The sequence below is a fragment of the Thiohalophilus sp. genome (genome assembly GCF_034521165.1).
Lineage (GTDB): Bacteria > Pseudomonadota > Gammaproteobacteria > UBA6429 > Thiohalophilaceae > Thiohalophilus.
Genome location: NZ_JAXHMV010000008.1, coordinates 223,777 through 249,051, shown reverse-complemented (window position 1 = coordinate 249,051; position 25,275 = coordinate 223,777). Strand labels below are relative to the sequence as shown.

Here is a 25,275-nt window from a genome sequence, read left to right as displayed (position 1 = left end):
TGGCGATGCTGCGGACCCTGCGCACAAACCTTCAGACACTGGGCTGGTGGAACGGCATGCTGTATCTGCTGGGCACGGCACTGTCGCGGCTCAGCGCCGATCGACTGCGTCTCGTGAAATACGATCTGGTCAGCCAGCCGATCACCACCGCGCCCCTGTTGCCCGAACATCGCGGCAAAAAAATCCAGGTACGTGAAGCCATATCGGGCGATCCCCTGCTGCAGGGTGTGCCGGATCGCCGTGAGGGAGTATTCGCCGAGCGTTTTGCCCGGGGCGCGCGCTGCCTGGTGGCCGAGCTCAACGGCGAGCTGGCCGGGTTTTTATGGTTCGTGCAAGGGGACTATCCCGAAGATGAAGTGCGCTGCCTGTTTCGACCCCTGCCCGAAGGGCAGAGTGTCTGGGACTACGATGTGTATGTCGCAAAAAAACACCGTCTCTCGCCGGTGTTCCTGAAACTGTGGCAAGCCGCCAACGAACGTCTTTATGCCGAGGGCATTCATCACTCCGCCAGTCGGATATCGGCCTTCAACCCCGCCTCGCGGGGCTCGCACCAGCGGCTGGGTGCGCACAAGACAGGCTGGGCGCTGTTTGTCTGTGCCGGTCCGTGGCAGGGGATGCTGGCCAGCTGCCGGCCGTTTGTGCATTTGTCGTTGAGCCCAGGCAGTCAGCCCACCCTCAAAGTACGCCCGCCGGCCACCGCGCAACGCGGCGACCAGATGTGAGCTCTCAGCCAGTTATTCACCTGTAATCATCCCAAAACAGGACAATAGCGCAGATCAGGTTGGCGGTAAGCCTGCCTGACACAACCTTGAATCGAAGCGGAATGCCAGGTAGCGCTGCGCGCAACCTGGCCTACAACGTGGCGGGCACAGGGCCGGTTAAACCAGGATCTCCACTGGCTCGGGATGACTCAAGAACCGCGTCGGACTGGCCGTATAACCGTAGGCGCCGGACTGAAACACTACGATCAGATCCCCGATCTCGGCGCGGGCCAGATCCATCTGTTGCGCCAGGACATCCAGCGGGGTACACAGCGGTCCCACCACGTTGACGATCTCGCGCTCGCGGCCCTGCACCCGGTTGCCAACCACCACCGGGTAGTTTTTGCGGATCACCTGGCCAAAGTTGCCCGAGGCCGCCAGATGATGGTGCAGTCCGCCGTTGGTGATAAGAAAGATCTGGCCCCGGGACTCCTTGCGGTCGATCACCTCGGCCACGTAGATCCCCGCTTCCCCCACCAGATAGCGACCCAGCTCCAGAATGATCTCCGCCTCGGGCAACTGCTGGCGCACCGCCGGCAGACGACTTTCCAGATGCTCGGCGATCGGCGCCAGATCCAGCGGCATCTCGCCGGGAAAATAGGGAATACCAAAACCGCCCCCCATGTTGAGCATCTCCACCGGCCCGGGGGCCGACTCGGCCAGGCGCAGCGCCAGGTCGAAGGTCTGTCCCTGGGCCTCGATCAGGGCTTCGGGGCGCAGGTTCTGGGAACCGGAGAAGATATGAAAGCCGCGAAAATGCAGACCCAGCTCGCCGATGCGCCCGAGCAGCGCGGGGACCCGTTCGGCGTCCACGCCGAAGGCCTTGGGACCACCGCTCATTTTCATCCCGGAGGTCTTGAGTTCGAAATCGGGATTGACCCGTACCGCCACGTGGGCCATCTCGCCAGTCCGTGCCGCGATTTCCGCGACCCGTTCCAGCTCGGTCTCGGACTCGATATTCAGCGTAATACCGGCGGCCACGGCCATCGTCAGTTCGGTGAGTGACTTGCCGGGACCGGCAAAGCTGATCTCATGGGCCGGCATGCCGGCATCCAGGGCCACGCGCAACTCCCGCCCCGACGCCACATCCAGCCCGTCCACCAGAGCGGCCATGTGCTGCACCAGCGCCGGCATGGGGTTGGCCTTGACCGCATAATGCACACTGATGCCCTCGGGCAACGCGGCATACAGCGCGGCGAGCCGATCGGTCATCGCCTGCCGGTCATAGGCATAAAACGGTGTCTGGCCGACGCGCTGTGCCAGCTGCGACAGGGCGACGCCGCCGATCTGCAGGCAGTCGTCCACCACCGGAAACACATTGCTCGGGGCGTGGCCGGGGCGCGTGTCGCTCATGCAGGTTCTCCGGCAAAATAATCAGCAAAGCCGGCCGCCAGTTGCTTGCGATCGATCTTGCCATTGGCATTACGCGGCAGTGGCTCATGTTGGATGGCCACGTGTGCCGGCAACATGAAGGCGGGCAGCTGCGGACGCAATGCCTCCAGCACAGCCTCTTCGGTCAGGTTTTTTTCCTGCGGCAGCACCACCAGCACGATGCCATGGCCCAGCGTCGGATGGGGGACGCCCAGGGCGGCCGCCTCGGCCACCAGCCCGGTGGCATAGGCGACTTCTTCCACCTCGTTGGGACTCACCCGGTAACCGGAGGTTTTGATCATCTCATCGCGCCGGCCAATAAAATAGAGAAACCCGTCTTCGTCCATGCGTACCGTGTCCCCCGACCAGACCGCCACCTCGGACAGCGGGATCCCGACCGCGCCCGACAGGGGCCGAAATCGCTCGGCAGTACGCTCGGGATCGTTCCAGTAGCCCAGCGCCACCAGCGCGCCGCGATGGACCAGTTCCCCCGGCTCGCCCGGCGCGCAATGGCTGCCATCCTCACGCACCACCATCACCTCGGCATTGGGAATGGCCTTGCCCATCGAGTCGGGGCGCCGATCCACCTCCTCAGGAGGCAGATAGGTCGAGCGAAACGCCTCGGTCAGGCCGTACATTAAATAGAATCGGGTCGCTGGCAATTGCCCGCGCAGGGCATCGAGAACCTGGCGGGGCATGGCGCCGCCGGAGTTGGTGACATAGCGCAGGGTCTTTTGCGCCTCCTCGGGCCACTCCAGCCGGGCCAGCTGGGTCCACAAGGGTGGCACCGCGGCAAGACCGGTAACGCCCTCGCGGGCCACCGCCTTGATCACATCACGCGGCAGCAGGTAATTCAGCAATGCCACACTGGCACCGGTATGAAAAGCCGTAGTCAGCTGGCTCAGCCCGTAATCGAAACTCAGGGGCAATACCGCCAGCAGCCGATCCTCCGCCCGGTTTTGCAAATACTCGGCCACGCTCGCTGCGCCCGCCACCATGTTGCGATGGGAGAGCACCACTCCCTTGGGTCGGCCTGTGCTGCCCGAGGTGTAGAGAATCGCCGCCATATCCGTGTCAATACAGCGGTGTCTCCTGTCGCTACCGGCCTGACGCACCTGTGACCAGCCGAACACACGGTAAGGCGTTTGCCCGGTTTCCGGGACCTCATCGTCAATCAGCAACACCGTATGCAGATCGGGGCACTGTTCCAGGCTCGGCTGCAATTGGGCTAACCGATCCGCCGAGGTGACCAGTACCCGGACGTTACAATCGCACAGAATATAGGCAACCTGCTCTGCCTTGAGCAACGGGTTGACCGGCACGAACACCCCGCCAGCCAGGGCGGCACCGAACAGGGCATGAATGGTTTGCGGACGCTTGTCCAGATAGACCGCCACCCGCTCCTGGCGCAGCAGCCCGGTCTCGAGCAGTCCCGCCGCGGCTTTGTGTACATCATCCGCCAGACTGGCATAATCCTGATAATGACCACGCAGACCCAGCGCCGGAGCATCCGGGGTTTGCTCGGCGCGAGCGATGATCGAATCGTGCAACAGAGTGGACATGAATGGGTTATCGTATGGTAGGCCTGCGTGAATCAATTATACCTGACACGGAATGCGATGATAACATGACAAGCAGGAAGCCAGCGCGACACCCTCCGGGTGTCGGGGATTTTTACATGTTCGAAGCAATTTCACTTGAATGCGAAACGGCCCGTCGCCTGCCGGCGTTGACTGCAAGATCTCGGTATTTGCCGATCCTTGTCGTACTGCTGGCATTGTGTTTTGTTGCCCTGCCGATTCAGGCGCAGGAGTATTGCGGTAAACACACTCATCCCAGTGGCCCCTTTGATTACACCAATCGCCAAATACACCGAAAAGTACCTCGGCATGGTGGAGGGTTACCATTTCACTGATGATGTAAAAAATTTACGCAAAGGAGCCTCAACAAGCCGTATCATCGACGACCTCGAGTATGTTCTGAACTGGTTCCCCAACCATCATCAGGCACTCGACGCCATATCACGTCTTGCTGTTCGAGAGGGAACTACCCGCCCTCAAGGAGCCGATTACGACCTCGAATGTCGCTTCAAATGGGCGCATGACGTTGCCCCACATGACGCTATGGTGTATGTCATACACGGCCTCTACTACGCACGAATGAGTCGTAACAAAGAAGCCCGTTCCGCCCTGCAAAAAGCGGTGGATATGAATCCTCACCATCCCGAGATCCAATACAATCTTGGCTTGGTACTTTATAAGCTTGGCGATTACGAGAAGGCTCGCGTTCACGCCAGAAAAGCCTATGAACTCGGATATCCCTTACCTGGACTTAAAAACCTGCTCAAAGACGCCGGTTACAGCCTGGCGGATTAGGCCTGCCCGTGCGCGATTACCTGCTTTTTCTCATCATACTTGGCCTGGTGCCGTTTATTCTCCGGCGCCCGTGGCTGGGGATTGCCGCCTGGTTCTGGATAGGATTGATGGTGCCTCACGGACATACCTGGGGCTTCATGAGAACCTTTCCACTGGCGATGATCATCGGTCTTGTCACCCTCATTGCCATGCTGATGACTCGCGACCGACGCCCCATCCCCTGGACCCGGGAAATGATTTTACTGGGCACCTGGGTTGCCTATGTCACCATGACCAGTGTCTTCGCCGTGCATCCCAGACGCGGCCTGGGACTTCTGGATCAAGTTCATGAAGATCCTGCTCATCACGTTTATCACCCCGATGCTGGTCTACGGGGAAAAGCGCATCATCACGATTCTACTGGTCATCACCGCGTCCCTGGCGTTCTACGGCTTCAAGGGTGGGCTGTTTGCGATTACCACGGGAGGCAGTCACATGGTGCTCGGTCCACCTGGCTCCTATCTCTCCGGCAATACCTACATTGGCCTGGCGATGATCATGATACTGCCGCTCATTCTGGTCAGTGCGCGTATGTTTCATCGCCAATGGGTCGACTTTGATCTCGCGCCAATCGTAAAACGCTTTTCCCGGCCTCTTGGCCTGGGACTTTACGCGGTGTTCTGGTTGACGGTCCTGTCCATTCTGGCCACATATTCACGCGGCGCCCTGCTGGCGCTGCTGGCCATGACGCCTTTTCTATTATGGCGCATGAAACATAAATGGGTGATGGTCACGCTGGCGGTTCTGGCTATCGGTGTGGTGGGCGTGACCGCGCCGGATCGGCTCATGGACCGCTGGCAGACCATCGAAACCTACCAGGAAGACCGATCGGCCATGCAGCGCATTCAGTCCTGGGGCGTTAACTTCAACATGGCCAAAGAGAACCCGATAACTGGCACGGGATTCGGCAATACCAACATGGGCTATGACTGGTGGATTACCTATGCCAATTTCGAAGGTGACTGGCGCCATGTGCTGTCACCGCACAGTATCTATTTTGGGATCATGGGGCAGCATGGGTTCGGAGGCCTGGCGGTATATTTATTGTTGCTTGGCGCAACTTTCCTGACCCTGAACAACATCCGCCGCACGGCGATGCAACAGACCGGCCAACGCTGGCTGGGGGAGTATGCCTGGGCGATACAGCTCAGCCTCATCGGTTACGCGGCCGGCGGGGCCTTCCTGGATGTCGCCTATTTCGATCTTTACTACGCATTTATTGCTCTGGTGGTAATTATGCGACGCGAACTGGAAGAGGCGCCATCTCCCTCATCATCTCCCAGCGAAGCAAGCGCACAAAACACAAAACACAATACGGCCTCAACCTCAACCGTCTCCCCCAGGTTCCCCGACTTTGTCGCGCGCACGACGACAGACCGGGAGAAATCAAAACGACGATGAGAGTGTTTACGTGACTCCCCGGCCTGATACCCGGATCGACAGCCAGCTTGACGAGTGGCTCGCGAGACTGACCAGCGCATTGCAACATCAGGTTAAACCGGACGGAACACTCTGGGACCCGCAACAGGGGGAAGCGAGCCCCCCGGATCATTATGCGCAGATCAGCGCGGCACTTGCCATGTATCTTCGCCAGCCCGACGAGCCCCTTGTTCGGCGGATGATTGAACACTGGCTTGCCCTGACACCCAATCAACACGGCCATGCCCCGTTCAATCATTTTCTGCTGTTACTGCTTCGCGAGGCACTGCATACCCACGACGCAGCTCACAGTTCGATCGACGCGCCACTGATCGCCGAGTGCCTCTCCCGTTGTTCTCTGGCACGCCGCTATCCCTCGAATAACTGGGTATTGCTGGCACAGCTTTGCCGCATCATGGAGGCTGCTTCAAAAAAACAGCGCGCACGGGCCACTCGCGAACTGGAACGCATGCTGGATCGCTGGACCACGCCGGCAGGCGGTTTTGTGGACTTTCCCCGCCATGCTGCAAACCCTGGCGGTGCAACCCCCATGGCGTACCACCATAAAGCCCTGTTCGTCACCACAATGGCATTACACTACACGCACTCGCCCAGGTTGATGGCCCACCTGCAACGCATGCGGGACTGGATGTTGCTCGGCTGGGACGGTCAAAACCATGTTGGCGGATTCGGTCGCAGCACCCATTCACTGTTCGGGGATGCCTGTCTGCTGGCCGGCCTGATCCTGTCGGGGGCGGATCAACAGAAGCCATCGCAGTCGACCGGGGCGCAAATTATTACCGGCATACTCGAACGTTGGTCAGGGCAGTGTCGTGACGACGACTTGCTGGCACTCAACCCGGCGGGCCAGCAAGGCTGGGACAACTATATGTACCTGTCAGTCTATAACGCGTGGACCGCAGCCATTGTCGGCTGGGCCCGGCATGTCATAACGACCCGTACTCACCCTGTTGTAAAAGCGCACGCGCTTGAGGCGGCACCGGCATTCAAGCAGGACATTGACGCGGGGTTGCTGCGTATCGGCACCGACGCGGGACTGGTCGCCCTGCTATCCACCCGGGGACAACCCCCCCAGGGCTTCAGTCGTAACGAGGTGGAATTGCGTTATGCCGGCGGTGTGCCATTTCATGTTATTCATCATGATCAGCTGCTCTGTCCGGCATCCCTGCGTATCAAGGCAAAACGCTTGCTTGAACAACCCGCATTGGCCGGTTGGACACCCGTGTTTGTAATCGACGGGATACTGTGCGGGCTCACCGAATTTACTCACGTCCAGATCGAGGAGACCGCTTCAGCGCACCGGATCACGCTGGCCGGCTCGCCGTTGCCACTATTGCGAGCAGCGGATTACACTGCCTGGCAACGCCTGAAAGCGGCCATCGACTGGCGCTTTCTTGATGGCGCGCTCGGTCGCCGGGCCGTGCTGCAACGCCGGCCGGCGCAACAGGTACAGGCCCGGCTGATCATTTCTCTCAGCCGGCAGCAGCCCGAGTTGATCCATGAACTGACACTGGAACAGATACCAACGGGTCACATTCGCTATCTCAATCCCGCCGGCCATGCCCTGATAGCCAATGCGTTGCCCCGTACAAAAGATCTGGAAATCAGTCCCCGGGATACAAACCAAATAACCGATGATGCGTTTCACCACATGACTCTGGATTCGGCGATACCCGGCGCCACCGGTTACTGTCTGGCGGAACAAACGATTGGTGCACAGGGCTATCGCCACCGACTGGTCTTGCAATGGTGACAGCCCGGAGCATCTCCCCGACATGGACTTTATACAGGCGCAAGCCTGGCGGCACGCATTCGGCTGTTTGACGCCCGTTCCAGTTCCAGCGTGTAAAGCGCTGGTCGCAGATACCACGAATAGTCACACTGCCGTTTTCTCATATCCCGCAGCAGCATCAACATCACCCGCTCGCTCTTCATCAGGCGGGAGCCCAGGCTACCCGGATGACGGGCGAAATAGGCTGAAAACTCCCGCACCGCGCGCCGATAATAGCTGCTGTAATCTTTTCCCAACGGTGCCCTGGCATTCTTTTTTTCGAAAGGCAGATGGGCATACTCGGGATAGGCACGGCGAATGATCTCATCGTGCAGCGCATTGTCTATAGAGTATGTGGATCAAGATTTATCAAAAGATCAAACAAGTCATAATCCAGGTAGGGACGGCACACATTGGGGATATCCGCCAGCATGGCAAAAGGGATCAGGCCGATGCCGCGTCGCATCCAGCTCCAGAAGAGATACGTAACGAGTGGATGCCGAGCACCCTGGTGCCGGGCAAGTTCCGCGGCCAGTTTTTCAATTGCCAGCGACTCATCAAGTTGCGCGCTGAACCCGGAACGCAATGTACTGGCCAGAAAAGGCCCCAGCCCTGTTTCCCGCAGCAACAGGGTCGCCAGTTCCTCGAGCCGTCCCACACGGAACAGGGCCAGATTCTGTTCATCGACTTGCAAACCATCGGAGATCACATCCCCCGCCAGACCATCATACAGGGTCGTGGTGCGACCTTTAAGGTAAGAGGCAACCGGCAACAACCAGGTGTGCTCGCTGCCACAGAAGTTGGTCAGCTCGATGTCTTTTACGTTGGCCTGGAAATAGAACGCCGGATTATCGATTTCCGCATGTGGCAGTTTCAGCTCGGATGCCAGCATGCGGGCAATACGAATATCCTCGTTGGCCGAAGGCGGGCGCATTTTCACCGTGATCGTATTCGAGGGCCTGTAGCCCTGCTTGAGCAGGGCAAACAGAATGTGCCGGGAATCCCGTCCACCACTGATGGGAAGGGGTGAAATCGTCCTCCGCCGGCGGGCAGCGGGTGATGGCCTGTTCGAAAAGGTCAGCGTACTGTTCCACCGCCTCATCAAAAGATCGGACTTCATTGGACGGCGCGGGCGTTTCGATACTGCCTCGCTCCAGCTGCATCCGACCCTGTTGCCAGCTCAGGCGACTGCCGGGTGGCAGGATCCGGATCTGTTCGAACGGGGTATCTTCCCCGATGAAAAACCCCAGCCGGTAAAATACCGCCAGTGCGGCCGTATCCAGCGTCTTCGGAAAATTCCCCTTCAGCACATGATGAATGGAAGGTGAAATATGAATCGCATTATCGTGGCAGGCGTAATACAGCGGATAGATCCCGTAACGATCATTGCTCACGACCAGCCGCTGACCGTCACACTGCCACTGCACAAAAACCCCGTCGGCAACAGGCCTGCTTGCCCCGGGCAGCCGATGCCCCTGAAAAACCGTGCGTGCACGCCCTCGGTCACCACACCGGCGGGTGTCACACGCGCCGAGAAGAACGGCCTGTCGAAAGAAGATAAAACATCAAGACTGGATTGTGGCATCAGATCCTTTATCAGGCGTGCAAAACTGATTTTATAAATTCTACTTTTTATTCTGTAAATTTTGTAGCCGACTAAACCACAAGACCATATCAATTATCATTTGCGTGTAGCCAACATCGTTAGTCTTCAGTGCCCCTTTAGCAATCCTTGGCATCACCCACATGTTATTTATATATTTTTTGTTCGCATATGACTCAATGTAAACAAGGTTTTTTATTGCTTTTTTTCTTATATACTTTTCGGCATTTTTTTCATCGTCCTCAAACGCTACTGATCGTGAACATCCTGGTAACACCTTACCACTTATAAGATTTATGGCTGAATTGTGGAAGTCATTATTTTTGAAATTTTCTGGGTTGACCTGAAAAAGGTAATCGATAAGATCACGATTGAGATACGGAGTGAATATTCTCGTTTTATAATTTTTCATGTGCATTAATAATGCTATCTCTCTTCGAGTCCTGTTCCAGAACATGAACGGGAAGCCTTGAAATTCATCTTCCTGACTTTCTATCTCACCAGTTATTCTCGAAACACCCTTTTCCCATGTAAATATTCTTTTTGAATACCCTGATAACAAATTATTGAAAATAAACTTTTTGTGTTCATATCTTTTGATGATTTTATCAATCAGGTCTTTTTTATCTTCTCTTCCTCCCATTACTTACGCCATTTTCTAATCTACCTTTTAATAAATCCCCAGGACCAATGCCGTCAAAAAGATATCTGGAGTTGTTTTTTATCATATATCTTGACAACGGCATAAACCAAGTATGCTCATCTGTGAGGCAATCATATTTTAAATTTTTCCGAACCTCCTCTGAAAATGGGTCAGCTGAATATGGAATGGTAGTGTTTTTCACCCCGTAAAGCTCTGAAAGCTCTTTCGCTATAATGTGATCAGCTTCCATACGAGTTGGTGGCAATTCAATCGTCACTGTTTTTTTCGGAAACCTGTTAAGATTCATCAATTCGATGAAAATTTGCCTTGAATCCAGGCCTCCGCTCAATGGTAGTTCAAAATCACCATCAATCTCATCAACACATTCATTAATAGATTTCTTAAAAAGTTCCACATAATTGACTATTGCTTCCTTTTTATTGTGATTCAGGCTTGGTGCATATACAGGCCTGTTTTCTCTTACATTCAGGCCTTTATCATCCCATGTTAATATTCCGCCAACTGGAAAAGCCTTTATACTTTCAAATGGCGTATCAACACCCAGGAAATAACCCAAAATCAAAAATGATGACACAGCAATATCATCGATATCTCTTGGAATATCAAGGTTAATAAGCTCATCGATAGAATCAGACACCGCTACATAACTCCGGTTTCCCGAATAGAATAATGGGTGCATCCCAAGACGATCGACTTCCGCTATAAGCTTTTCACCATCCCAAGACCACTTTGCCCATGGGCCAGTATCACCATTTATATTTTCATTACCCAGTATTACATCCTGAGAACCATTAATTTTATATTCATTGTTTATTTTCTTTATATAAATAAACATATTTTAACTGAACCTGAAATGATCCTAACGACAAAAATAGATTTTAAATCCTATCCAAAAATCATTTTTTTGCACTTTACAATAATCCTGCTTAAAATGTTTTCCCCAAACACCCCTATGACAGAAATCCTGAAACAATCATAATCATCCCAAATCTCAGGGTGATTCTTTTTTCATCCTCACCAGGAAAACTATTGATGGAATAAATCTCTCATGATGAGTTTTCCACATCAACATTTTCTTCCTACATAACTCTATCGCGTCTTCTGGCATTCCATTTGACACCCCCCATTGATATACTTTTTTCCACAATAACATGCGATTCTTATCTAGATTTTTCGAATTCGTCACCCTGTTACTATCATGTATACCTCTAACAGCAACCGGTTGTTTGATTGATCCAGGAACTAGACGACATTTCACTGCCAAACGTAATAATAGATCTGTATCCTGACTAAGCCTTAGCTCAGTATCAAATAACCCAACCATATCAAAAACTTCTCTTCTTACGGTTAGCCCATTTAAATGAATATGACCTCGAGCAAGTTTACTTGCGCCCAACAATACATATAAAAGTTCATTAGCGTTTACACTGTCTGAAACCGATGTTATTTCTTTAAATTTTGCTTCTTGAAACTTTTTTTTACCTTTATCAGTGATATATGATGTGCCAATAGCGCCATATACACCATGCACTTCTCTCATCGTTCTGAATATCTTTCTCTCTTGATCAAACCTGTTAGGAAGATAAAAATCATCTGCATCAAGAAATGCAATATAATTAAACTTTGAGTTTTTTATTCCCTCGTTACGTGCAGCTGAAACACCTCTATTTTTACCGCCAGGTTGTTCAAAGACTCTAACTTTCTCATTTTTTAACTGAAAGCCCCGGCTAATCTCCAAAGTTTTATCCGAAGAACCATCGTCTACTATAATTATTTCTCCTACTTCAGATAATTCACTTGCTGACGCTATAGCTTTGGCTATAAATTTTTCTACATTGTATGCTGGAATTATTACTGAAATTTTCATCACAAACTCAATTCTATTTCGTGAATTCAATTTGTAAGTGCAACTTTGATAAAGTTGATGGGCAAGCTGGGCCAGGCTCAGTCATGCACTTCAATCGCCAAATCAAAGGAACACTTGATGAGACACTATACCCAGCTTACCCTGGAACAACGATACCAAATTCAGGCCTATATGAAAGCCGGTTTTAACGAAACTCAGACCGCCGATTTCATTGGCGTCGATAAATCGACCGTCAACCGCGAATTACGCCGCAACCGTGGCAAGCGAGGCTACCGGGCCAAGCAGGCCCACCGTCGCTGTTTGCAGCGACGTGCAGACAAAGCCCGCTCCCGCATAGATAATGCCACCTGGCGCCACGTCCGCCGCCTTCTACGCGAGGACTGGAGCCCCGAGCAGATCTGTCTCTGGCTCGCTCAGGAGACGGCGCAGTCCGTGAGTTGTGAGCACATCTACCAGTACGTGCTCGCCGACAAACGGTCCGGCGGGTCGCTCTATCGGCACCTGCGCTGCCAGAAGCAACGCAAGAAACGCTATGGCACCTATTCACGCCGGGGCCAGATCCCACATCAGATCTCCATCGACCAACGTCCGGCGGTGGTCGACTCCCGTCGTCGTTACGGCGACTGGGAGCTGGATACGGTTATCGGTAAAAACCACCGCCAGGCGCTGGTGACACTGGTTGAACGCAAGTCCAAACTGACACTCATTGCCAAGGTCGCCCGGAAAACGGCTGAAGCCGTCAGCGAGGCCATCATCCGATTGCTCAAGCCACTGGCGCCCTGGGTGCATACCCTCACCGCCGACAACGGCCGTGAATTTGCTCAGCATCAAAAAATTGCGAGAGCACTCAATGCCAAATTCTACTTTGCGCATCCTTTTGCTTCCTGGGAGCGGGGCCTGAATGAGAATACGAATGGACTCATTCGCCAATACTTCCCCAAAAAGCATGATTTTACGACCATCACTCAGAAACAGATTGAGCGAGTGATGGAGAAACTGAATAACCGACCCCGAAAATGTCTTGGTATCAAAACACCGAATCAGGTATTTTTCGGGATACACCCTGATGTTGCACTAGCAACTTGAATCCGCGCTTTTTTACAACCTTAATTATATTTATATTCAAAGCTTAACTTAGGCAACATTATCTTTGGAGCGATGTTTTTGTATACCTTTTATTATATTTGGAATATAAAGTATTATCTCGCCGGATCTTCCAATAAAGTTTTAGCCACTCTCTTCCAATCTATAACTTCCTTTTTTTTAAGCAGGTGCGGTATGCTCAGAGCAAAACTATACCTTGATTCTACAAGCTGTTTTTTAACATATTCTTTTTGTGACTGATTCAGTTCAATATTTTTTAGAATGGTTTTAGACAGCCGTATATAGCTCGACAAGAGCCTGATAGAGCCTGGCATACCCCATTGTGATTTATCAAAGATGTTGATGCCTTCGCCCTCAAACGCATAGAGCTTTGGCGAGAAGGCCACGCGCCGAAATCTCTGACCCAGGGTCAATTTAAACAGTCGATCCTGGCCATTGTAGATAGTCGGATCAAAACGCACCGCCGGAAATCGATCGAAACGATAGGCCATGGTGGTCGGCCCGATAATATTGCTGCGCCGGATCAATAAATCAAAAAAATCACCCTGGTATTCATAAATCCGCCGTTCAGGATCAATGGATAGGTGTTCCTCCGGATGAATGTTCAGGGCAGAATTTTTATCCCATTCAAAACGGCTGGTCTCACTATTAATCCGTGTGCTATTGCCCATGAACAGATCGTAGCCCTGCGCCAGCGCAACAACGGCGTCACTCAGAAAGGGTCCTGTCCATTGATCATCCGAATCGAGAAAAGTGACATACGGGGTACCGGGCGGCACGTTATCCAGGCCGGTATTGCGCGCCGCACCGGGACCGGCGTTTGGCTGGCGAATAATTCTCAGGCGATCAGCGGCATCGGGGAGAAACGGTGCAAGCTCCTGATCCGCCGGGATCGGGGATTCATCATCGACCACTACGATCTGAAAGTTCACCTCCCCCGGTTGTTCCAGAATGGAACGCACACACTGGGTCAACAACCCGGTTTCCCGCTGATAGAACGGAATAATCACCGCAATGTCGGGCGTGGACAAGTTAGTCATCATTAGAAAAGTACAACATAATAACGGAAGTTTAACCTTTGGTCAGTACAGCCGCACCCTTGTCAAAAGGCAGCAGCGCCTGGGAAGCCAGCATGGTCAGGAACAGTAGCAGGTAGTCCATATCATCAATTCTGTTCTTAATTTAGCGTATTTAGCGACACGGCCTCACATCCTGGCCACAAACCTGTTTAGAGCAGACAGATTGCCAGCTAAACCCGTCCGTCTCTAACATCTACCAGTGTAGTCTACTTTACTCACAGGTAACCTGATTCACCCGGGTAACGCGCCTGGTTGGTTGTTCTTTACTTGTCCGAACCCATTCCAGTGTCCATTGCGCCACCTGATCCCGCCACGCCTGGCGGGAGAAGGTATGATTGGCTTCCGGCAATTCACGCCGGGTGACCCGCGGCTCGTCCAGCAGTCCCTGCCAGGCCGGTTCGCTGGCAGCGGTCTCGCGGAATTCGGCGGCGGTAAGATCGTCACCGCTGAGGATCAGCAATATCGGGCCGTCGAACCGCCGCCAGCCGGCGGCCATGCGTTCGGGGAGGGGGCCTTCGGGCAGGGCGGAATCGGCGGCGGGCGGACCGGCCTTCGCGGCGCTTCGCCCCAACGCCCGGCGGCCCATGGCCAGCAGGGAACGCAGTGAGGCCACCGGGTTGAGCCGGCCGCGCAACAGCTTGCCCCAGAAGTCCCGGCTGAGCAGGCGCTGCAGGTAATAGGTTTTCAGGTAGGCCCGGGCCAGCCCCTCCTCGGTCCGCACCCAGGGATTGAGCAGCACCAGTCCCCGGATCCGCGGCTCCCGCCAGGCCGTCATCAGCGCAATGGAAACCGCATCGCACAGGCCCCAGATCACTACCTCGCGCACCCCCGGCACCTCGGTCTGGAAGGTGTCCACGGCGGCGAGAAGGTCGTCGCCCGCGCCCTCGAAGTCCCGTGGCTCGCCTTCCGAATCGCCCATGCCGCGATAGTCAAACCGCAACACCGGCACTCCCGCCGCCGCCAGATGCCGGGCCAGCAACAGAAACTGGCGATGGCTGCCGACCCGGTATTGCGGTCCACCAACCACGATCAGCACCCCACGGGTGGCCCGCGGGGCGCCCTCGTGGATGATACCCAGCAACCTGTCGTTGCCGATTGGAAAAATGACCGCCCGCTCGTTCATGCCAGCGCCTCCAGCGATTCGAGACTGGCCGTCAGCAAGGCCGGGGCTTGATGGATTTCCTGGGTGGTCCAGAACGGATCGCCCGCCACAGCGCTCGCCCGCACGTCAGCGTCCTGTTCCCGCCAGGCCGTGATCAGCTGTGTGCTGACCGGGGGCAGCGCGGGCGGGTCACTCTGTACCACCTCCAGCCAGATGACCGGGGCTACCGGGGGTACTGACAACCGGGCCGCAGCCAGACCGCTGGCCAGCGCCGGGGTTAGCGCATACCCGGCCACTTCCAGGGTTTCACCCCCCTGCAATCGGGCTTGTAACTGGCCGGTGGTTTCCTTGTTATCGCCCAGCATACTCGCGGCCATGCGCAGGCGCAGAAACTGGGCCAGATAGCGCTCACCCTGGATTACCGGCTGCCAGTAGAGCAGGGCGGCCGGGGTCAGTTGCCGGGTTTGCAGCAGATCGCTGATCAACAGACAGCCCGCTCGCAGCCCCCAGAGGATAACCGGCACGGCATACTGCGTCTGCAGCCATCGATAGCAAGTGGCAAGATCTGCCAGCCAGTCCTGCCAGCGAGCATCGCCAAAATCACCACCACTGTCCCCGCAACCATAGAGGTCCGGCATCAGGACCACATAGCCGCGTTCGGCCAGCAAGCGGGCCTGGCGAGCAGCCATGTGGCGGGATTTGTTGAGTTCCTCGGCGAAAGGCGGCACATACAGCACGGCGCCGCGTACGGCAAGGTCGTCAGGTTCATGTAAGAGGTAAAAAAGAGCCCCCTGTTCGCCTTGCCAAAAGCCCGCCTGCATCGACGCGTTCAACCGGCGAGTTTCGCATCCACGAAATCGACCAGGCTGCCCAGGGTTTCGAAAGTCTCGGCATCGATTTCATCATCGTCAACCATGAGGCCGAACTGCTCCTCGATAGTGGTGATCACCGTCACCACGGCCATGGAATCCAGTTCGTAAATATTGCCCAGCAGGGCTGTTTCGCGATCGAATTTCTGGGCGCGGCCGTTGAGGCCCAATGTGGTATCCAAAATGGTTTTCACTTGCTCAAGACTTGACACCGGATTCCCCCTTTTTCTCAGCCAACCAGGGCATCATGCCCTGCCGGTACAAATGCTCTATCATACGTCCCCACGGACGCGGCAAATTCGCGCCAGTATATCACCAACCCATAACAAAGAGAGACCGATGCAAGAGCTGGACGGCTGGTTTATCACGGACGGATCACCGGGGCCGGGTGAGGCGCCGCTATCCGATTCCCATTCACCAAATATCGCGGCCACGCGCCTGAGCACCCGGGGCGGGGCCTGTCAGGTACATGGAGGCTGGATCGCCAGCGACGCCGAGGGTCGCCTGGCCGCCGTGATCGGTCATCCCGGCTGGCGCGAACCGGCTGCTTCGCCCGCGGACCCGGCCCGGACATTACTGGTGGCCTACCAGCAACACGGCGCAGCAGTGCTGGAGCGGCTCGGCGGGGACTTCGCGCTGGCAATACTGGATCCGGTTGAAAACCGCCTGCTGGCCGGTATCGATCGGCTGGGCCAGTGGCCATTGTATTTCAGCCGCATCACCGGCGGGGTAGCCTTCAGCACCTCGCTTGCACGGTTGCCCACGCCAGATGGCCAGGCCCGAGAGCCGACCGCGGACGGGCTGTTCCATTATCTGTTCTTTCATATGCTGCCAGCGCCGGTCAGCCTGTACGCCGGGGTCGAAAAACTGCAAAGTGCGCATTGCCTCAGGCTCGGGCAGAACACGCTGCGCGTCGAGCCTTACTGGCTGCCGCGCTTCGAGGAACCCGCCCAGGCCGATATAGCCACGCTGGGTGGGCAACTGCGCCAGCACCTCGGCGATTCGGTCAAGCGGCTGGCAGAACCAGCCGCCACGGGAGCCTTCTTAAGCGGCGGGCTGGACAGCTCCAGCGTGGCAGGCATGCTGGCGGCACAGCGTCCGGGGCAGGCCGACACCTTCAGCATCGGTTTCGATGCACCCGGTTACGATGAAATCGCCTATGCCCGCCTTGCCACGGACCACTTCGGTACCCGCCCCCACGAGTACTATGTCACGCCGGAGGATGTGGTCGAGGCGGTGCCGCTGATCGCCGAGAACTACGACGAACCGTTCGGTAATTCTTCGGCACTGCCGGCCTACTTCTGCGCCCGGCTGGCCGCCGATGCCGGAATGACCCGGCTGCTGGCCGGCGACGGCGGCGACGAGCTGTTCGCCGGCAATGCCCGCTACGCCAAGCAAGGCGTATTCGAGCTCTGGTACCGGCAACCGGCGCTGGCCCGGCGCTTGCTGGAACCGCTGCTGACCCGCCTGCCGCGCCAGGTGCCGCTGCTGGGCAAGGCGCGCAGCTACGTGGAGCAGGCCCGCATCCCGCTGCCGGACCGGCTGCAAACCTATAACTATCTGCACCGGCTGCCGCTGGCCGAGATGTTCGACCCCGGGTTTCTGGAGCAGGTGAACACCGACGATCCCTGGGATCTGATGCGCGGGATCTACCGGCGCCCGGAAAACGCCTCGACACTCAATCGCATGATGTATCTGGACTGGCAACAGACCCTGGCCGACAACGACCTGCGCAAGGTCAGTCGCATGTGCCATCTGGCCGGTGTCGAAGTGGTCTATCCCATGCTGGATGATACGCTGGTAGAATTCGCCTGCCGGGTCCCCTCGACGCTGAAGCTGCATAAGGGCCGCCTGCGGCACTTTTACAAAGAAGCGATGAGCGGCTTTTTACCCGACGAGATCATCGACAAGAAAAAACACGGCTTTGGCCTGCCTTTCGGAGTCTGGATGCAGGAACACGCCCCCCTGCGCGAGCTGGCCTACGATGGGCTGCTGCGCTTCAAACAACGCGGTATTATCCGGCCGGCATTCATTGATCGGCTGATTACTCTCCACCGGGAGGGCCATGCCGCGTATTATGGCGAGCTGGTATGGGTTCTGATGATGCTCGACCTCTGGCTGGAAACCCATCATAAATAGTCCGCCCGGCCAACAGTCCCGGACGGAGCAAACAACAACACAATAATCAGGAAGGACAGGGAATGAATATCGCAATTTTCGGCATGGGGTATGTGGGCGCCGTTTCGGCCGCCTGCCTGGCCCGCGACGGTCACCAGGTCTTCGGCGTGGACGTGGATCCGACCAAACTGGATCTGCTGCGCCAGGGCTATTCACCCATCGTGGAAGAAGGCATCCAGGAGCTGACCAGCAACGTGGTCGAACAGGGCCGGTTGACGGTAACCGACAATGTCGACGAAGCGATCGGCCAGTGCGCGTTGTCCTTTGTCTGCGTGGGGACCCCGTCCCAGCCCAACGGCAGCCAGGATCTGGGGGCCATCGAGAAAGTCGCCGCACAGATCGGCGAGGCCCTGGCCCGCCACGATCAATATCACGTGGTGGTGATTCGCTCCACCGTGCGCCCCGGCACGGTCATGGATCGGGTCCGGCCCGTACTGGAACAGCACTCCGGCAAACAGCTGGGTGAGGGATTCGGTCTGGCATTTCAGCCGGAGTTTCTGCGTGAGGGTACCTCGATCAAGGATTATGACAATCCGCCGTTCACGGTGGTGGGCGGCGATTCGCAACGCACCCTGGACGGCATCCGGCCCGTTTTTGAACACCTGCCCTGTGAATTTGTCGGTACCGACATCGGTACGGCAGAGATGCTCAAGTATGCCTGCAATGCGTTCCACGCGGTCAAAATCGTATTCGCCAACGAGATCGGCCGCCTGGGCCAGTCCCTGGGCGTCGATTCCCGGGAAGTGATGCGCCTGGTCACCCAGGACAGACAACTCAACATCTCGCCCGCCTACCTGCGTCCCGGCTTCGCCTTCGGCGGCTCCTGCCTGCCCAAGGACCTGCGCGCACTGCTTTACATTGCCAAGGAACAGGACATGGAGGTGCCGATGCTGGCCGGAGTGATTCCCAGCAACCAGCAGCAGATCGATCACGCCCTGCAATTCATCCTGCGCAGCGGCAAACGCCGGGTGGGAATGATCGGTCTGAGCTTCAAAAGCGGCACTGACGATCTGCGCGAAAGCCCGCTGGTGACCCTGGCCGAACAGCTGGTCGGCAAGGGCATCGAGCTGCGGATTCACGATCCCAACGTCCAGCTCTCGCGTCTGATTGGCGCCAACCGTCGCTATATCGAGGAGAAACTGCCGCACCTGGGACGGCTGCTGGTGGACGATGCCGCCGAACTGATTGGCGACGCCGATATCGTGCTGCTCGGCCTCAGTGACGCCAACCTGGTGGAACAGGTAGTGAGCGAGGCCAGCGAAGCCCAGGTAGTGCTGGATCTGGTCGGCATGCCCGGCCGGGATCGGCTCAGGGCGGCCTACCGGGGCATCTGCTGGTGAGTGAAAAACCCCGGCTGCTGTTCGTCTCGCCGCGGTTTCTGTTCCCCGCCGATCAGGGCGGAAAGATTCGCACCACCCAGATCCTGCGTGGCATGCGCGGCGGCCGGTTCGAGATCGTGCTCGCCTCGCCGGCCGACGCGGGCGAGGTCGAACGTTATCGCTATGAACTGGATCAGGTATGCGATCGCTTTATCAGCTGGCCCGCACCGGCCAACGGCCCTCTCAAAAAACTGACCCGTTTTCGCCATCTGTTCTCGCCCCTGCCAATTCCGGTGATTAGCGACGCGTCCGCCGCCGGCGCGCGCATCGTGCGTGACGCCATGCAGGAAGCTGATGTGGTGGTGTTCGATTTTCTGCACGCCATGGTACTGGCCCCCGACATCCTGGATCGGCCGTCGGTGATCTTCACCCACAATGTCGAGGCCGAGATCTTTCGCCGCCATGCGGAGGTAGCGCGCAACCCGATCAAGCGCGCCGTCTGGCAGCAACAGTTTCGCAAGATGCAGCGCTATGAGGCCGCCAGCCTGCGGCGCTTTGATACCGTGGTGGCGGTCTCCGAACGCGACGCACAAACGTTCTCCGATATACCGGGGATTCAACAGGTGGCGACCATCCCCACCGGGGTCGATCTCGACTTCTTTGCTTATGCGCCACCCGGCGACGCGGATCACATCGTATTCACCGGCGCCATGGACTGGCAGGCCAATATCGACGGCATCGAGTTTTTCATGGACGCGATCTGGCCGCAGGTAGTGGCCCGCCGGCCCGACGCCCGGGTCACTCTGGTCGGACGTAACCCCAACCCGGCGTTAATGGAACGGGCCCGGCGCCGCAAGCTGCCGTTCACCTTCACCGGGTTTGTGGACGACATCCGGGAGCACGTGCAGGGCGCGGCCGCCTACATCATCCCGCTGCGGGTCGGCGGCGGCACCCGAATCAAGGCCTTCGAGGCCATGGCCATGGGCATCCCCATGGTCTCCACCGGGCTGGGCGTGGAAGGCCTGCCGGTGACACCGGAAGAACATTATCTGCACGCCGATACTGCCGAGGAGTTCGCCGACACCCTGGTGCGCCTACTCGAAGACGGTGATCTGCGCCAGACCCTGTCGCACCAGGCGCGGGATTACGTGGAGGCCCGTTTTTCCTCGCAGGCAGTGGCCGATCGGTTCGAGGCGATCTGCTGGCATACTTTGAATGCGAGCAACAATCCGACCTGAGACAGCGGGTCGCCTAAACGGCTTCAGGCCGTGTCTGACCGAGATTGCGTACCAGCCGCATTGCAAAGCGTAGCGGGGTTTGATCCCAGGGCGTGAAACGGGCGAGCTGATAGGGATCACGTGAGCCGGTAGACACGCCCAAAAGTAAATGGGGTCGGTGACAAACAAGAATTATTTGCATTATCATTTGTCACTTTGATCTAATTTAACCAGACGATAGGGTGTCAGGCAATTTCTGCGCGCCATGAAACACGCTCAAAATATCGATTTGCTCGGTTTTGATGACGTAAATCAGCCGATAAGGCCCTTCAATCACTTCCCGGATATCTTCTCTTTTAAATTCGGGCACCATTCGGCCGGATTGAGGAAATGCCGCGATCTGTTCCGATCGCCGGGTAAGCCTGTCGACTTGTTGTTTGGCGTAGACAGGGGAATCTTGCGCGATATAGTCGTAGATGCCATCCAGATGCCGGATGGCCGTGTTTGTCCAATGGACCTTCATTCAGGCAGGTGATAGCGGGCACGAACCTCTTTGACGTCCAGCGTGCGTCCAGCCTCGCTGTCGGCCAGGCCCGACTCAATAGCCTGACGGATATAAATCTCCTGCATCAGATCTTCCCACGTCGCCTGTTCGGAGAGATTGTCAACGAGACGGTGTGCTTCTTCTTTGATTTTCTCGGTAGCCATTGTTTTTGCTGCCAGCATAATAGACTAAATTCGTATTTAGATTAGCAAAGTTTCATTTCGGCAACAACGTACTAAAAAACGGGGACAGATTTATTTTCTCATCTTATCCTGACTATTCAAAACGCCAGGATTCCTCAAAGCCAGATACCTGCCCGGATCTTGCTGGTTTCAGAAAATCAGCAAATACGGAAATATTTCCACTTGATGCAAAACCCAATGATTGCTACCGCCGGAGTGACTTAACACTGGCGCCCTGAACATGTTGCGGCTGACTCTGCATCAGGTTGCGCACCAGCCGGGCACCGAAGCGAAGCGGGGTATGATCCCACGGGGTAAAGCGGGCGAGCTGATAGGGGTCGTGATGCCGGGTGGAGACGCCCCAGGCCGTGGAGACGGCCGCATCAAAGCCGCACTCACGGACCATGCTGACATGCTGCGCGGCATAGTCCTGGCCCGGCTTGCCGTTAGGGTAGGCGAACAGTTTGACCGGCTGCCTGAGTATCGATTCGAGGGTTTCGCGTCCGGCGGCGATCTCCTGTCTGGCCCGGGCATCGGAAATCCGCGCCAGGATCGGATGGCTCAGGGTATGCCCGCCGATGGTCATGCCGGCATCCGCCAGCTCTTGTAGCTGTGCGCTACGCATCATCAGATCCCTTGGCAGGGTGTCGTTGTTCAATTCCACCAGCGCCTGAACCTTTTCGTCGCGCTCTGCCGGATCGAGGTGTTTGATCTGTTTAATCACCTGCATGGCCAGGGCAATGCGATCGCTTATGCTGCTGATCGATTGCGGCGCCATGTCTACTGCACCCAGATCCACTTCGCCCTCGGGCAAGCGGCGCACGGTTTCGATCACCCGGTCGTTGAACATCATGCCGCCGTCGAGATACCCGGCGGCGACAAAGAAGGTTGCCGGCAGATCCAGCGCCCTGAGGATCGGCAAGGCGACTTCGGCGTTGTCCGCATAGCCGTCATCAAAGGTGATACAGGCGGCTCTGGGCGGCAAGCTGCCACTGGCCAGACGTTCAACCGCCCCGGACAACGGCAAGACATTAAACAGCCGGGCGACGGTCTGCATCTGCCAGCGAAAGGTCGCCGCATCCGGATCGCCGGGCAGCATGGGATCGGGCCGGGGCAGAACCCGGTGATAGATCAAAATGGACAGTCGCGCCCGTGAGCCTGCAGGCGACAGCATACTGGCCAACGGCCGTAATACGCCAGTTTGCAGTGCGCGGTCGATCATTCTTTCCCCCGGGGTAGACTGTCGGCATGGATCGTATCGAATGCCTGCACCAGTTGTCCGATGCGTTTTTCCCAGGCGTTGTCGCGGGCATAGGCCATAATCACATCGTGTTCCCATTGACGTTCAAGCCCTTCAGCAATGGCCTTGCGCAGCGCCTCGCCCTCACCGAACGGTACCAGCGTACCCACTTGCGGTTTGCTGATCACCTCGGCATTGCCACCCACTCGGGTGGCTACCGCCGGCAAGCCGCAGGCCGCGGCTTCGAGAAACACGTTGGCCCAGCCTTCGGTTCGCGAGGGCATGACATACAAATCCGCGGCGGAATAAAAAAAGCGTAGCCGTTCGGGCGGGTGAACGCCCATGAAGCGAACCCGATCCGCCACCCCGAGCTCCCCGGCGATCCGGCGCAGACGTTGCTCATCCCCGTTAGGGTGTTCTCCGCCCACAATCAGATAGACCAAACCCGGGAAGCGTTCGAGCAACGCGGGCAATTGTTCCATCACCCGGTGGAACCCCTTGTTTTCGGTTAGCGTGCCAACCGTCAACAGCACCTTCGCATCCGGGTCGATATCCAGTTCCTGGCGGCACTGCTGTTTGTTCTCGGGCTGAAACAGATCCAGATTGATACCGTTGGACACGACCTGTACATGGTCCGCCTTGATCCCTAACCTGATAGCCACCTGACGCAACGAATCCGCCACGGCAAACACCCGGGCGGCCGAACGCATGGCGCGGATCGCCAGTCTGCGACGCAAGCGTGTTCGGGCGATGCGCGGCAGGGCACCGCGCAGGGTGATGGTATAGGGCACCGCCAGCCACTTACCCAGCAGCCAGGCGGCGGTGCCGTCCGGATGAATAAAATGCGCATCGAGAATATCCAGCCGTCCGGCACGTTTGAGTTTCAGCAACAGCGGCAGACTGAACAGGGCTTCGAACACACCGTCGGTGAATTTTAAAAATCGAGGAATGGACAAAAAACGGGGATGATAGACATCGATGCCCTGCTGAACTTCATGATAGGGCACCAGCGGTCGATAGCCCGGGCGCAAACGTCGCAACAAACCTTGACCGGGAAACCACGGCACCGGTGACACCACGGTTACCCGCCGCTCGGCGGCAACACGAAACATGCGCTCGCGAATGAACAAGCCAAAGGTTTCCTGCGCCGGATTGGGAAACACATGACTAAAGACCACCAGCGCGGGGCGGTTTTGCATCTCACTCATGCGCGGGCCTCGCTGATCACCCAGCGGTACTTGCCGGATTTCTCCGGGGCAATGCTGTCGGTGACATGAAAATTAACCGGGACAATTTCATCCAGTATATTGTTCAACCCATCGCTAATTGTCTTTTTCTCCGTTTCGGTTAACGCTCGACTGGGAATCAGGTACAGATCAAAACTGTGATCACGACGCTGGCGGAGCTGGTACTGTTTCAATGCCGGAATTCCGCGCAGCACGTAATTGGCCGTGGAACTGTGTACCAGGCGGCCATTACGGCCGACCAGAAAATCATTGGCCCGCCCCTGTAGCTCACGCAACCGTGGTAACGGCAGACCACAGGCACAGGACGTTGTATCGAGCGCGCCGCGATCGCCGATGCGATAACGGATAAATGGCATGCCATAACCATCAAGGTTGGTAATCAGCAAATCACCGACGCCGTCATTATCAGGTTTGTCGACTTCGACGATCACCTGCTCGCCAAGTATGTGCAAACTCCCTTGCGGGCACTCATAGGCGATCATGCCGCCATCGCGGGAGCCGTATTCATTCGCGACCGGACAGGCGAACGCCCGGATAATTTCCTCGCGTAGATGCGGCAACAACATTTCCGAAGTGCAGACAATCAGCCGCGGCCGATAACTGCCCAGCACACCCGGGTGACTGGTGATATAGCTGGCCACCCGGTAAATCACCGTGGGATAGCCATAGATCAGGCGCGGACGGAACTGGTGCAGAAATTTCACGTAGCCGGCAATCCGCTGCTCGGTAAGATGAGAGGCGGACAGCACCACCTGATTCAGCAACCAGCGATCCTTGAGTTGCCGAATCCTGTTCTGACGGTTCATTTCAATCGGCGAGCCCCAGAAATCCACCTGTCGGTCTCCCGGATGGACGCCGAACCAGGAGCGGGCGCGTAACTTTTGCGCGTTCAGACAGGATTCACGGTGTTTGTCGGTATAAAACACCAGCGGCTCGCCGGTGGAACCGCCGGTACTGTACGGAATCAGTTTATGTTGATAGCCACGAGCCTGCACATCCTCGCCCTGGGTCCGCAATACATCCCGATCCAGCATCGGCAGTTTCTCAAGATCCGCTAACTGAAAGTCGCGCACATCATCCAGGCCAATATCCTGTAATACCTGTTGATAATAAGGCACGGATTCCCGGCAATGGGCCAGCAGGCGCCGCAGCTTGTCCAGTCGCAAGGCTTCGAATTGGGCCATATCCAGGCGATCGTTTTTGCGTAACCGGCGCCATTGCCCCAGCGTACTCCTGCCGCGCAGGCGCTCGTGCACGGGATAAAACAGATGGCGCGAGATGATTTCGTTGACACTCATGATGC

25 protein-coding genes and 1 pseudogene are annotated in these 25,275 nt (G+C 56.6%); 8 read left to right on the top strand and 18 right to left on the bottom strand.

Annotated elements, in window-relative coordinates; genetic code table 11:
• Positions 1–5 precede the first annotated feature (5 nt).
• Positions 6–722 carry a GNAT family N-acetyltransferase gene (locus U5K34_RS05880; protein ID WP_322567547.1) on the top strand — a complete coding sequence of 239 codons (717 nt, stop codon included), beginning with the start codon at positions 6–8 and terminating at the stop codon, positions 720–722.
• A gap of 156 nt (positions 723–878) precedes the next feature.
• Here U5K34_RS05880 and U5K34_RS05875 read toward each other — a convergent pair whose 3' ends face one another.
• Together U5K34_RS05875 and U5K34_RS05870 are read right to left on the bottom strand one after the other, a co-directional pair.
• Positions 879–2,114 carry a pyridoxal-dependent decarboxylase, exosortase A system-associated gene (locus U5K34_RS05875; RefSeq protein WP_322567546.1) on the bottom strand — a complete coding sequence of 412 codons (1,236 nt, stop codon included), beginning with the start codon at positions 2,112–2,114 and terminating at the stop codon, positions 879–881.
• Positions 2,111–3,694, bottom strand: coding sequence for an acyl-CoA ligase (AMP-forming), exosortase A system-associated (locus tag U5K34_RS05870; RefSeq protein WP_322567545.1), 1,584 nt, complete (start codon positions 3,692–3,694; stop codon positions 2,111–2,113). Before U5K34_RS05870 ends, U5K34_RS05875 begins: the two co-directional genes overlap by 4 nt.
• A 285-nt stretch (positions 3,695–3,979) precedes the next feature.
• On the opposite strand from U5K34_RS05870, the gene U5K34_RS05865 reads away from it, so the two are divergent.
• The 3 genes and pseudogenes from U5K34_RS05865 (at position 3,980) to U5K34_RS05855 (ending at position 7,739) form a co-directional block, all read left to right on the top strand.
• Positions 3,980–4,507, top strand: coding sequence for a tetratricopeptide repeat protein (locus tag U5K34_RS05865; protein ID WP_322567544.1), 528 nt, complete (start codon positions 3,980–3,982; stop codon positions 4,505–4,507).
• Between the two features lie 8 nt (positions 4,508–4,515).
• A pseudogene (locus U5K34_RS05860) lies at positions 4,516–5,909 on the top strand (putative O-glycosylation ligase, exosortase A system-associated); the annotation flags it as partial.
• A gap of 48 nt (positions 5,910–5,957) precedes the next feature.
• Positions 5,958–7,739: a hypothetical protein gene (locus U5K34_RS05855; protein ID WP_322567542.1), complete on the top strand. Its 1,782-nt coding sequence runs from the start codon at positions 5,958–5,960 to the stop codon at positions 7,737–7,739.
• Between the two features lie 29 nt (positions 7,740–7,768).
• On the opposite strand, the gene U5K34_RS05850 is transcribed toward U5K34_RS05855, so the two are convergent.
• From U5K34_RS05850 to U5K34_RS05820, 7 genes are all read right to left on the bottom strand, one after another.
• Complete coding sequence (locus U5K34_RS05850; protein WP_322567541.1) at positions 7,769–8,014, bottom strand: hypothetical protein; 246 nt, start codon at positions 8,012–8,014, stop codon at positions 7,769–7,771.
• 86 nt (positions 8,015–8,100) lie between these two features.
• Complete coding sequence (locus U5K34_RS05845) at positions 8,101–8,649, bottom strand: hypothetical protein (protein ID WP_322567540.1); 549 nt, start codon at positions 8,647–8,649, stop codon at positions 8,101–8,103.
• Positions 8,606–9,151 carry a hypothetical protein gene (locus U5K34_RS05840; RefSeq protein WP_322567539.1) on the bottom strand — a complete coding sequence of 182 codons (546 nt, stop codon included), beginning with the start codon at positions 9,149–9,151 and terminating at the stop codon, positions 8,606–8,608. The genes U5K34_RS05845 and U5K34_RS05840 overlap by 44 nt, the downstream gene beginning before the upstream one ends.
• Positions 9,148–9,342: a hypothetical protein gene (locus tag U5K34_RS05835; protein WP_322567538.1), complete on the bottom strand. Its 195-nt coding sequence runs from the start codon at positions 9,340–9,342 to the stop codon at positions 9,148–9,150. The genes U5K34_RS05840 and U5K34_RS05835 overlap by 4 nt, the downstream gene beginning before the upstream one ends.
• Before the next feature lie 40 nt (positions 9,343–9,382).
• Entirely contained in the window at positions 9,383–10,003 is a 621-nt protein-coding gene (locus tag U5K34_RS05830) for a hypothetical protein (protein ID WP_322567537.1), read from the bottom strand.
• Positions 9,984–10,859 (bottom strand): hypothetical protein, encoded by an 876-nt coding sequence (locus tag U5K34_RS05825; RefSeq protein ID WP_322567536.1) that lies wholly within the window; start codon positions 10,857–10,859, stop codon positions 9,984–9,986. The genes U5K34_RS05830 and U5K34_RS05825 overlap by 20 nt, the downstream gene beginning before the upstream one ends.
• Before the next feature lie 156 nt (positions 10,860–11,015).
• Positions 11,016–11,891 carry a glycosyltransferase family 2 protein gene (locus tag U5K34_RS05820; protein ID WP_322567535.1) on the bottom strand — a complete coding sequence of 292 codons (876 nt, stop codon included), beginning with the start codon at positions 11,889–11,891 and terminating at the stop codon, positions 11,016–11,018.
• Between the two features lie 117 nt (positions 11,892–12,008).
• Here U5K34_RS05820 and U5K34_RS05815 point away from each other — a divergent pair, with 117 nt between their 5' ends.
• Positions 12,009–12,977 carry an IS30 family transposase gene (locus tag U5K34_RS05815; protein ID WP_322567534.1) on the top strand — a complete coding sequence of 323 codons (969 nt, stop codon included), beginning with the start codon at positions 12,009–12,011 and terminating at the stop codon, positions 12,975–12,977.
• A 113-nt stretch (positions 12,978–13,090) separates the two neighbouring features.
• Here the strand turns inward: U5K34_RS05815 and U5K34_RS05810 are convergent, their stop codons facing one another.
• The 4 genes from U5K34_RS05810 to U5K34_RS05795 all read right to left on the bottom strand — a co-directional run bounded on the left by U5K34_RS05810 (position 13,091) and on the right by U5K34_RS05795 (position 16,257).
• Positions 13,091–14,026, bottom strand: a complete 936-nt coding sequence (locus U5K34_RS05810) for a glycosyltransferase family 2 protein (protein WP_322567533.1) — start codon at positions 14,024–14,026, stop codon at positions 13,091–13,093.
• Positions 14,027–14,285: 259 nt separating this feature from the next.
• Positions 14,286–15,197 carry a hydrolase 1, exosortase A system-associated gene (locus tag U5K34_RS05805; protein WP_322567532.1) on the bottom strand — a complete coding sequence of 304 codons (912 nt, stop codon included), beginning with the start codon at positions 15,195–15,197 and terminating at the stop codon, positions 14,286–14,288.
• A complete protein-coding gene (locus tag U5K34_RS05800; protein WP_322567531.1) occupies positions 15,194–15,997 on the bottom strand; it encodes a hydrolase 2, exosortase A system-associated in 804 nt (267 codons plus the stop codon). Before U5K34_RS05800 ends, U5K34_RS05805 begins: the two co-directional genes overlap by 4 nt.
• 8 nt (positions 15,998–16,005) lie before the next feature.
• The gene (locus U5K34_RS05795; protein WP_416224039.1) at positions 16,006–16,257 is read right to left on the bottom strand and encodes an acyl carrier protein; all 252 of its coding nucleotides are present in this window, start codon (positions 16,255–16,257) and stop codon (positions 16,006–16,008) included.
• 127 nt (positions 16,258–16,384) lie between these two features.
• On the opposite strand from U5K34_RS05795, the gene U5K34_RS05790 reads away from it, so the two are divergent.
• The 3 genes from U5K34_RS05790 to U5K34_RS05780 all read left to right on the top strand — a co-directional run bounded on the left by U5K34_RS05790 (position 16,385) and on the right by U5K34_RS05780 (position 20,780).
• Complete coding sequence (locus U5K34_RS05790; protein ID WP_322567529.1) at positions 16,385–18,184, top strand: asparagine synthetase B family protein; 1,800 nt, start codon at positions 16,385–16,387, stop codon at positions 18,182–18,184.
• Between the two features lie 62 nt (positions 18,185–18,246).
• Positions 18,247–19,563, top strand: coding sequence for a nucleotide sugar dehydrogenase (locus U5K34_RS05785; protein ID WP_322567528.1), 1,317 nt, complete (start codon positions 18,247–18,249; stop codon positions 19,561–19,563).
• Positions 19,560–20,780 carry a glycosyltransferase gene (locus tag U5K34_RS05780; protein ID WP_322567527.1) on the top strand — a complete coding sequence of 407 codons (1,221 nt, stop codon included), beginning with the start codon at positions 19,560–19,562 and terminating at the stop codon, positions 20,778–20,780. Before U5K34_RS05785 ends, U5K34_RS05780 begins: the two co-directional genes overlap by 4 nt.
• A 205-nt stretch (positions 20,781–20,985) precedes the next feature.
• Here the strand turns inward: U5K34_RS05780 and U5K34_RS05775 are convergent, their stop codons facing one another.
• From U5K34_RS05775 to U5K34_RS05755, 5 genes are all read right to left on the bottom strand, one after another.
• Positions 20,986–21,282 carry a type II toxin-antitoxin system RelE/ParE family toxin gene (locus tag U5K34_RS05775; RefSeq protein WP_322567526.1) on the bottom strand — a complete coding sequence of 99 codons (297 nt, stop codon included), beginning with the start codon at positions 21,280–21,282 and terminating at the stop codon, positions 20,986–20,988.
• Positions 21,279–21,467 (bottom strand): hypothetical protein, encoded by a 189-nt coding sequence (locus tag U5K34_RS05770; protein WP_322567525.1) that lies wholly within the window; start codon positions 21,465–21,467, stop codon positions 21,279–21,281. Before U5K34_RS05770 ends, U5K34_RS05775 begins: the two co-directional genes overlap by 4 nt.
• Before the next feature lie 223 nt (positions 21,468–21,690).
• Positions 21,691–22,659: a polysaccharide deacetylase family protein gene (locus U5K34_RS05765; RefSeq protein ID WP_322567524.1), complete on the bottom strand. Its 969-nt coding sequence runs from the start codon at positions 22,657–22,659 to the stop codon at positions 21,691–21,693.
• Positions 22,660–22,703: 44 nt separating this feature from the next.
• Positions 22,704–23,924, bottom strand: coding sequence for a glycosyltransferase (locus U5K34_RS05760; protein ID WP_416224056.1), 1,221 nt, complete (start codon positions 23,922–23,924; stop codon positions 22,704–22,706).
• A 5-nt stretch (positions 23,925–23,929) separates the two neighbouring features.
• Positions 23,930–25,270, bottom strand: coding sequence for a hypothetical protein (locus tag U5K34_RS05755; RefSeq protein WP_322567522.1), 1,341 nt, complete (start codon positions 25,268–25,270; stop codon positions 23,930–23,932).
• Positions 25,271–25,275: the final 5 nt, after the last annotated feature.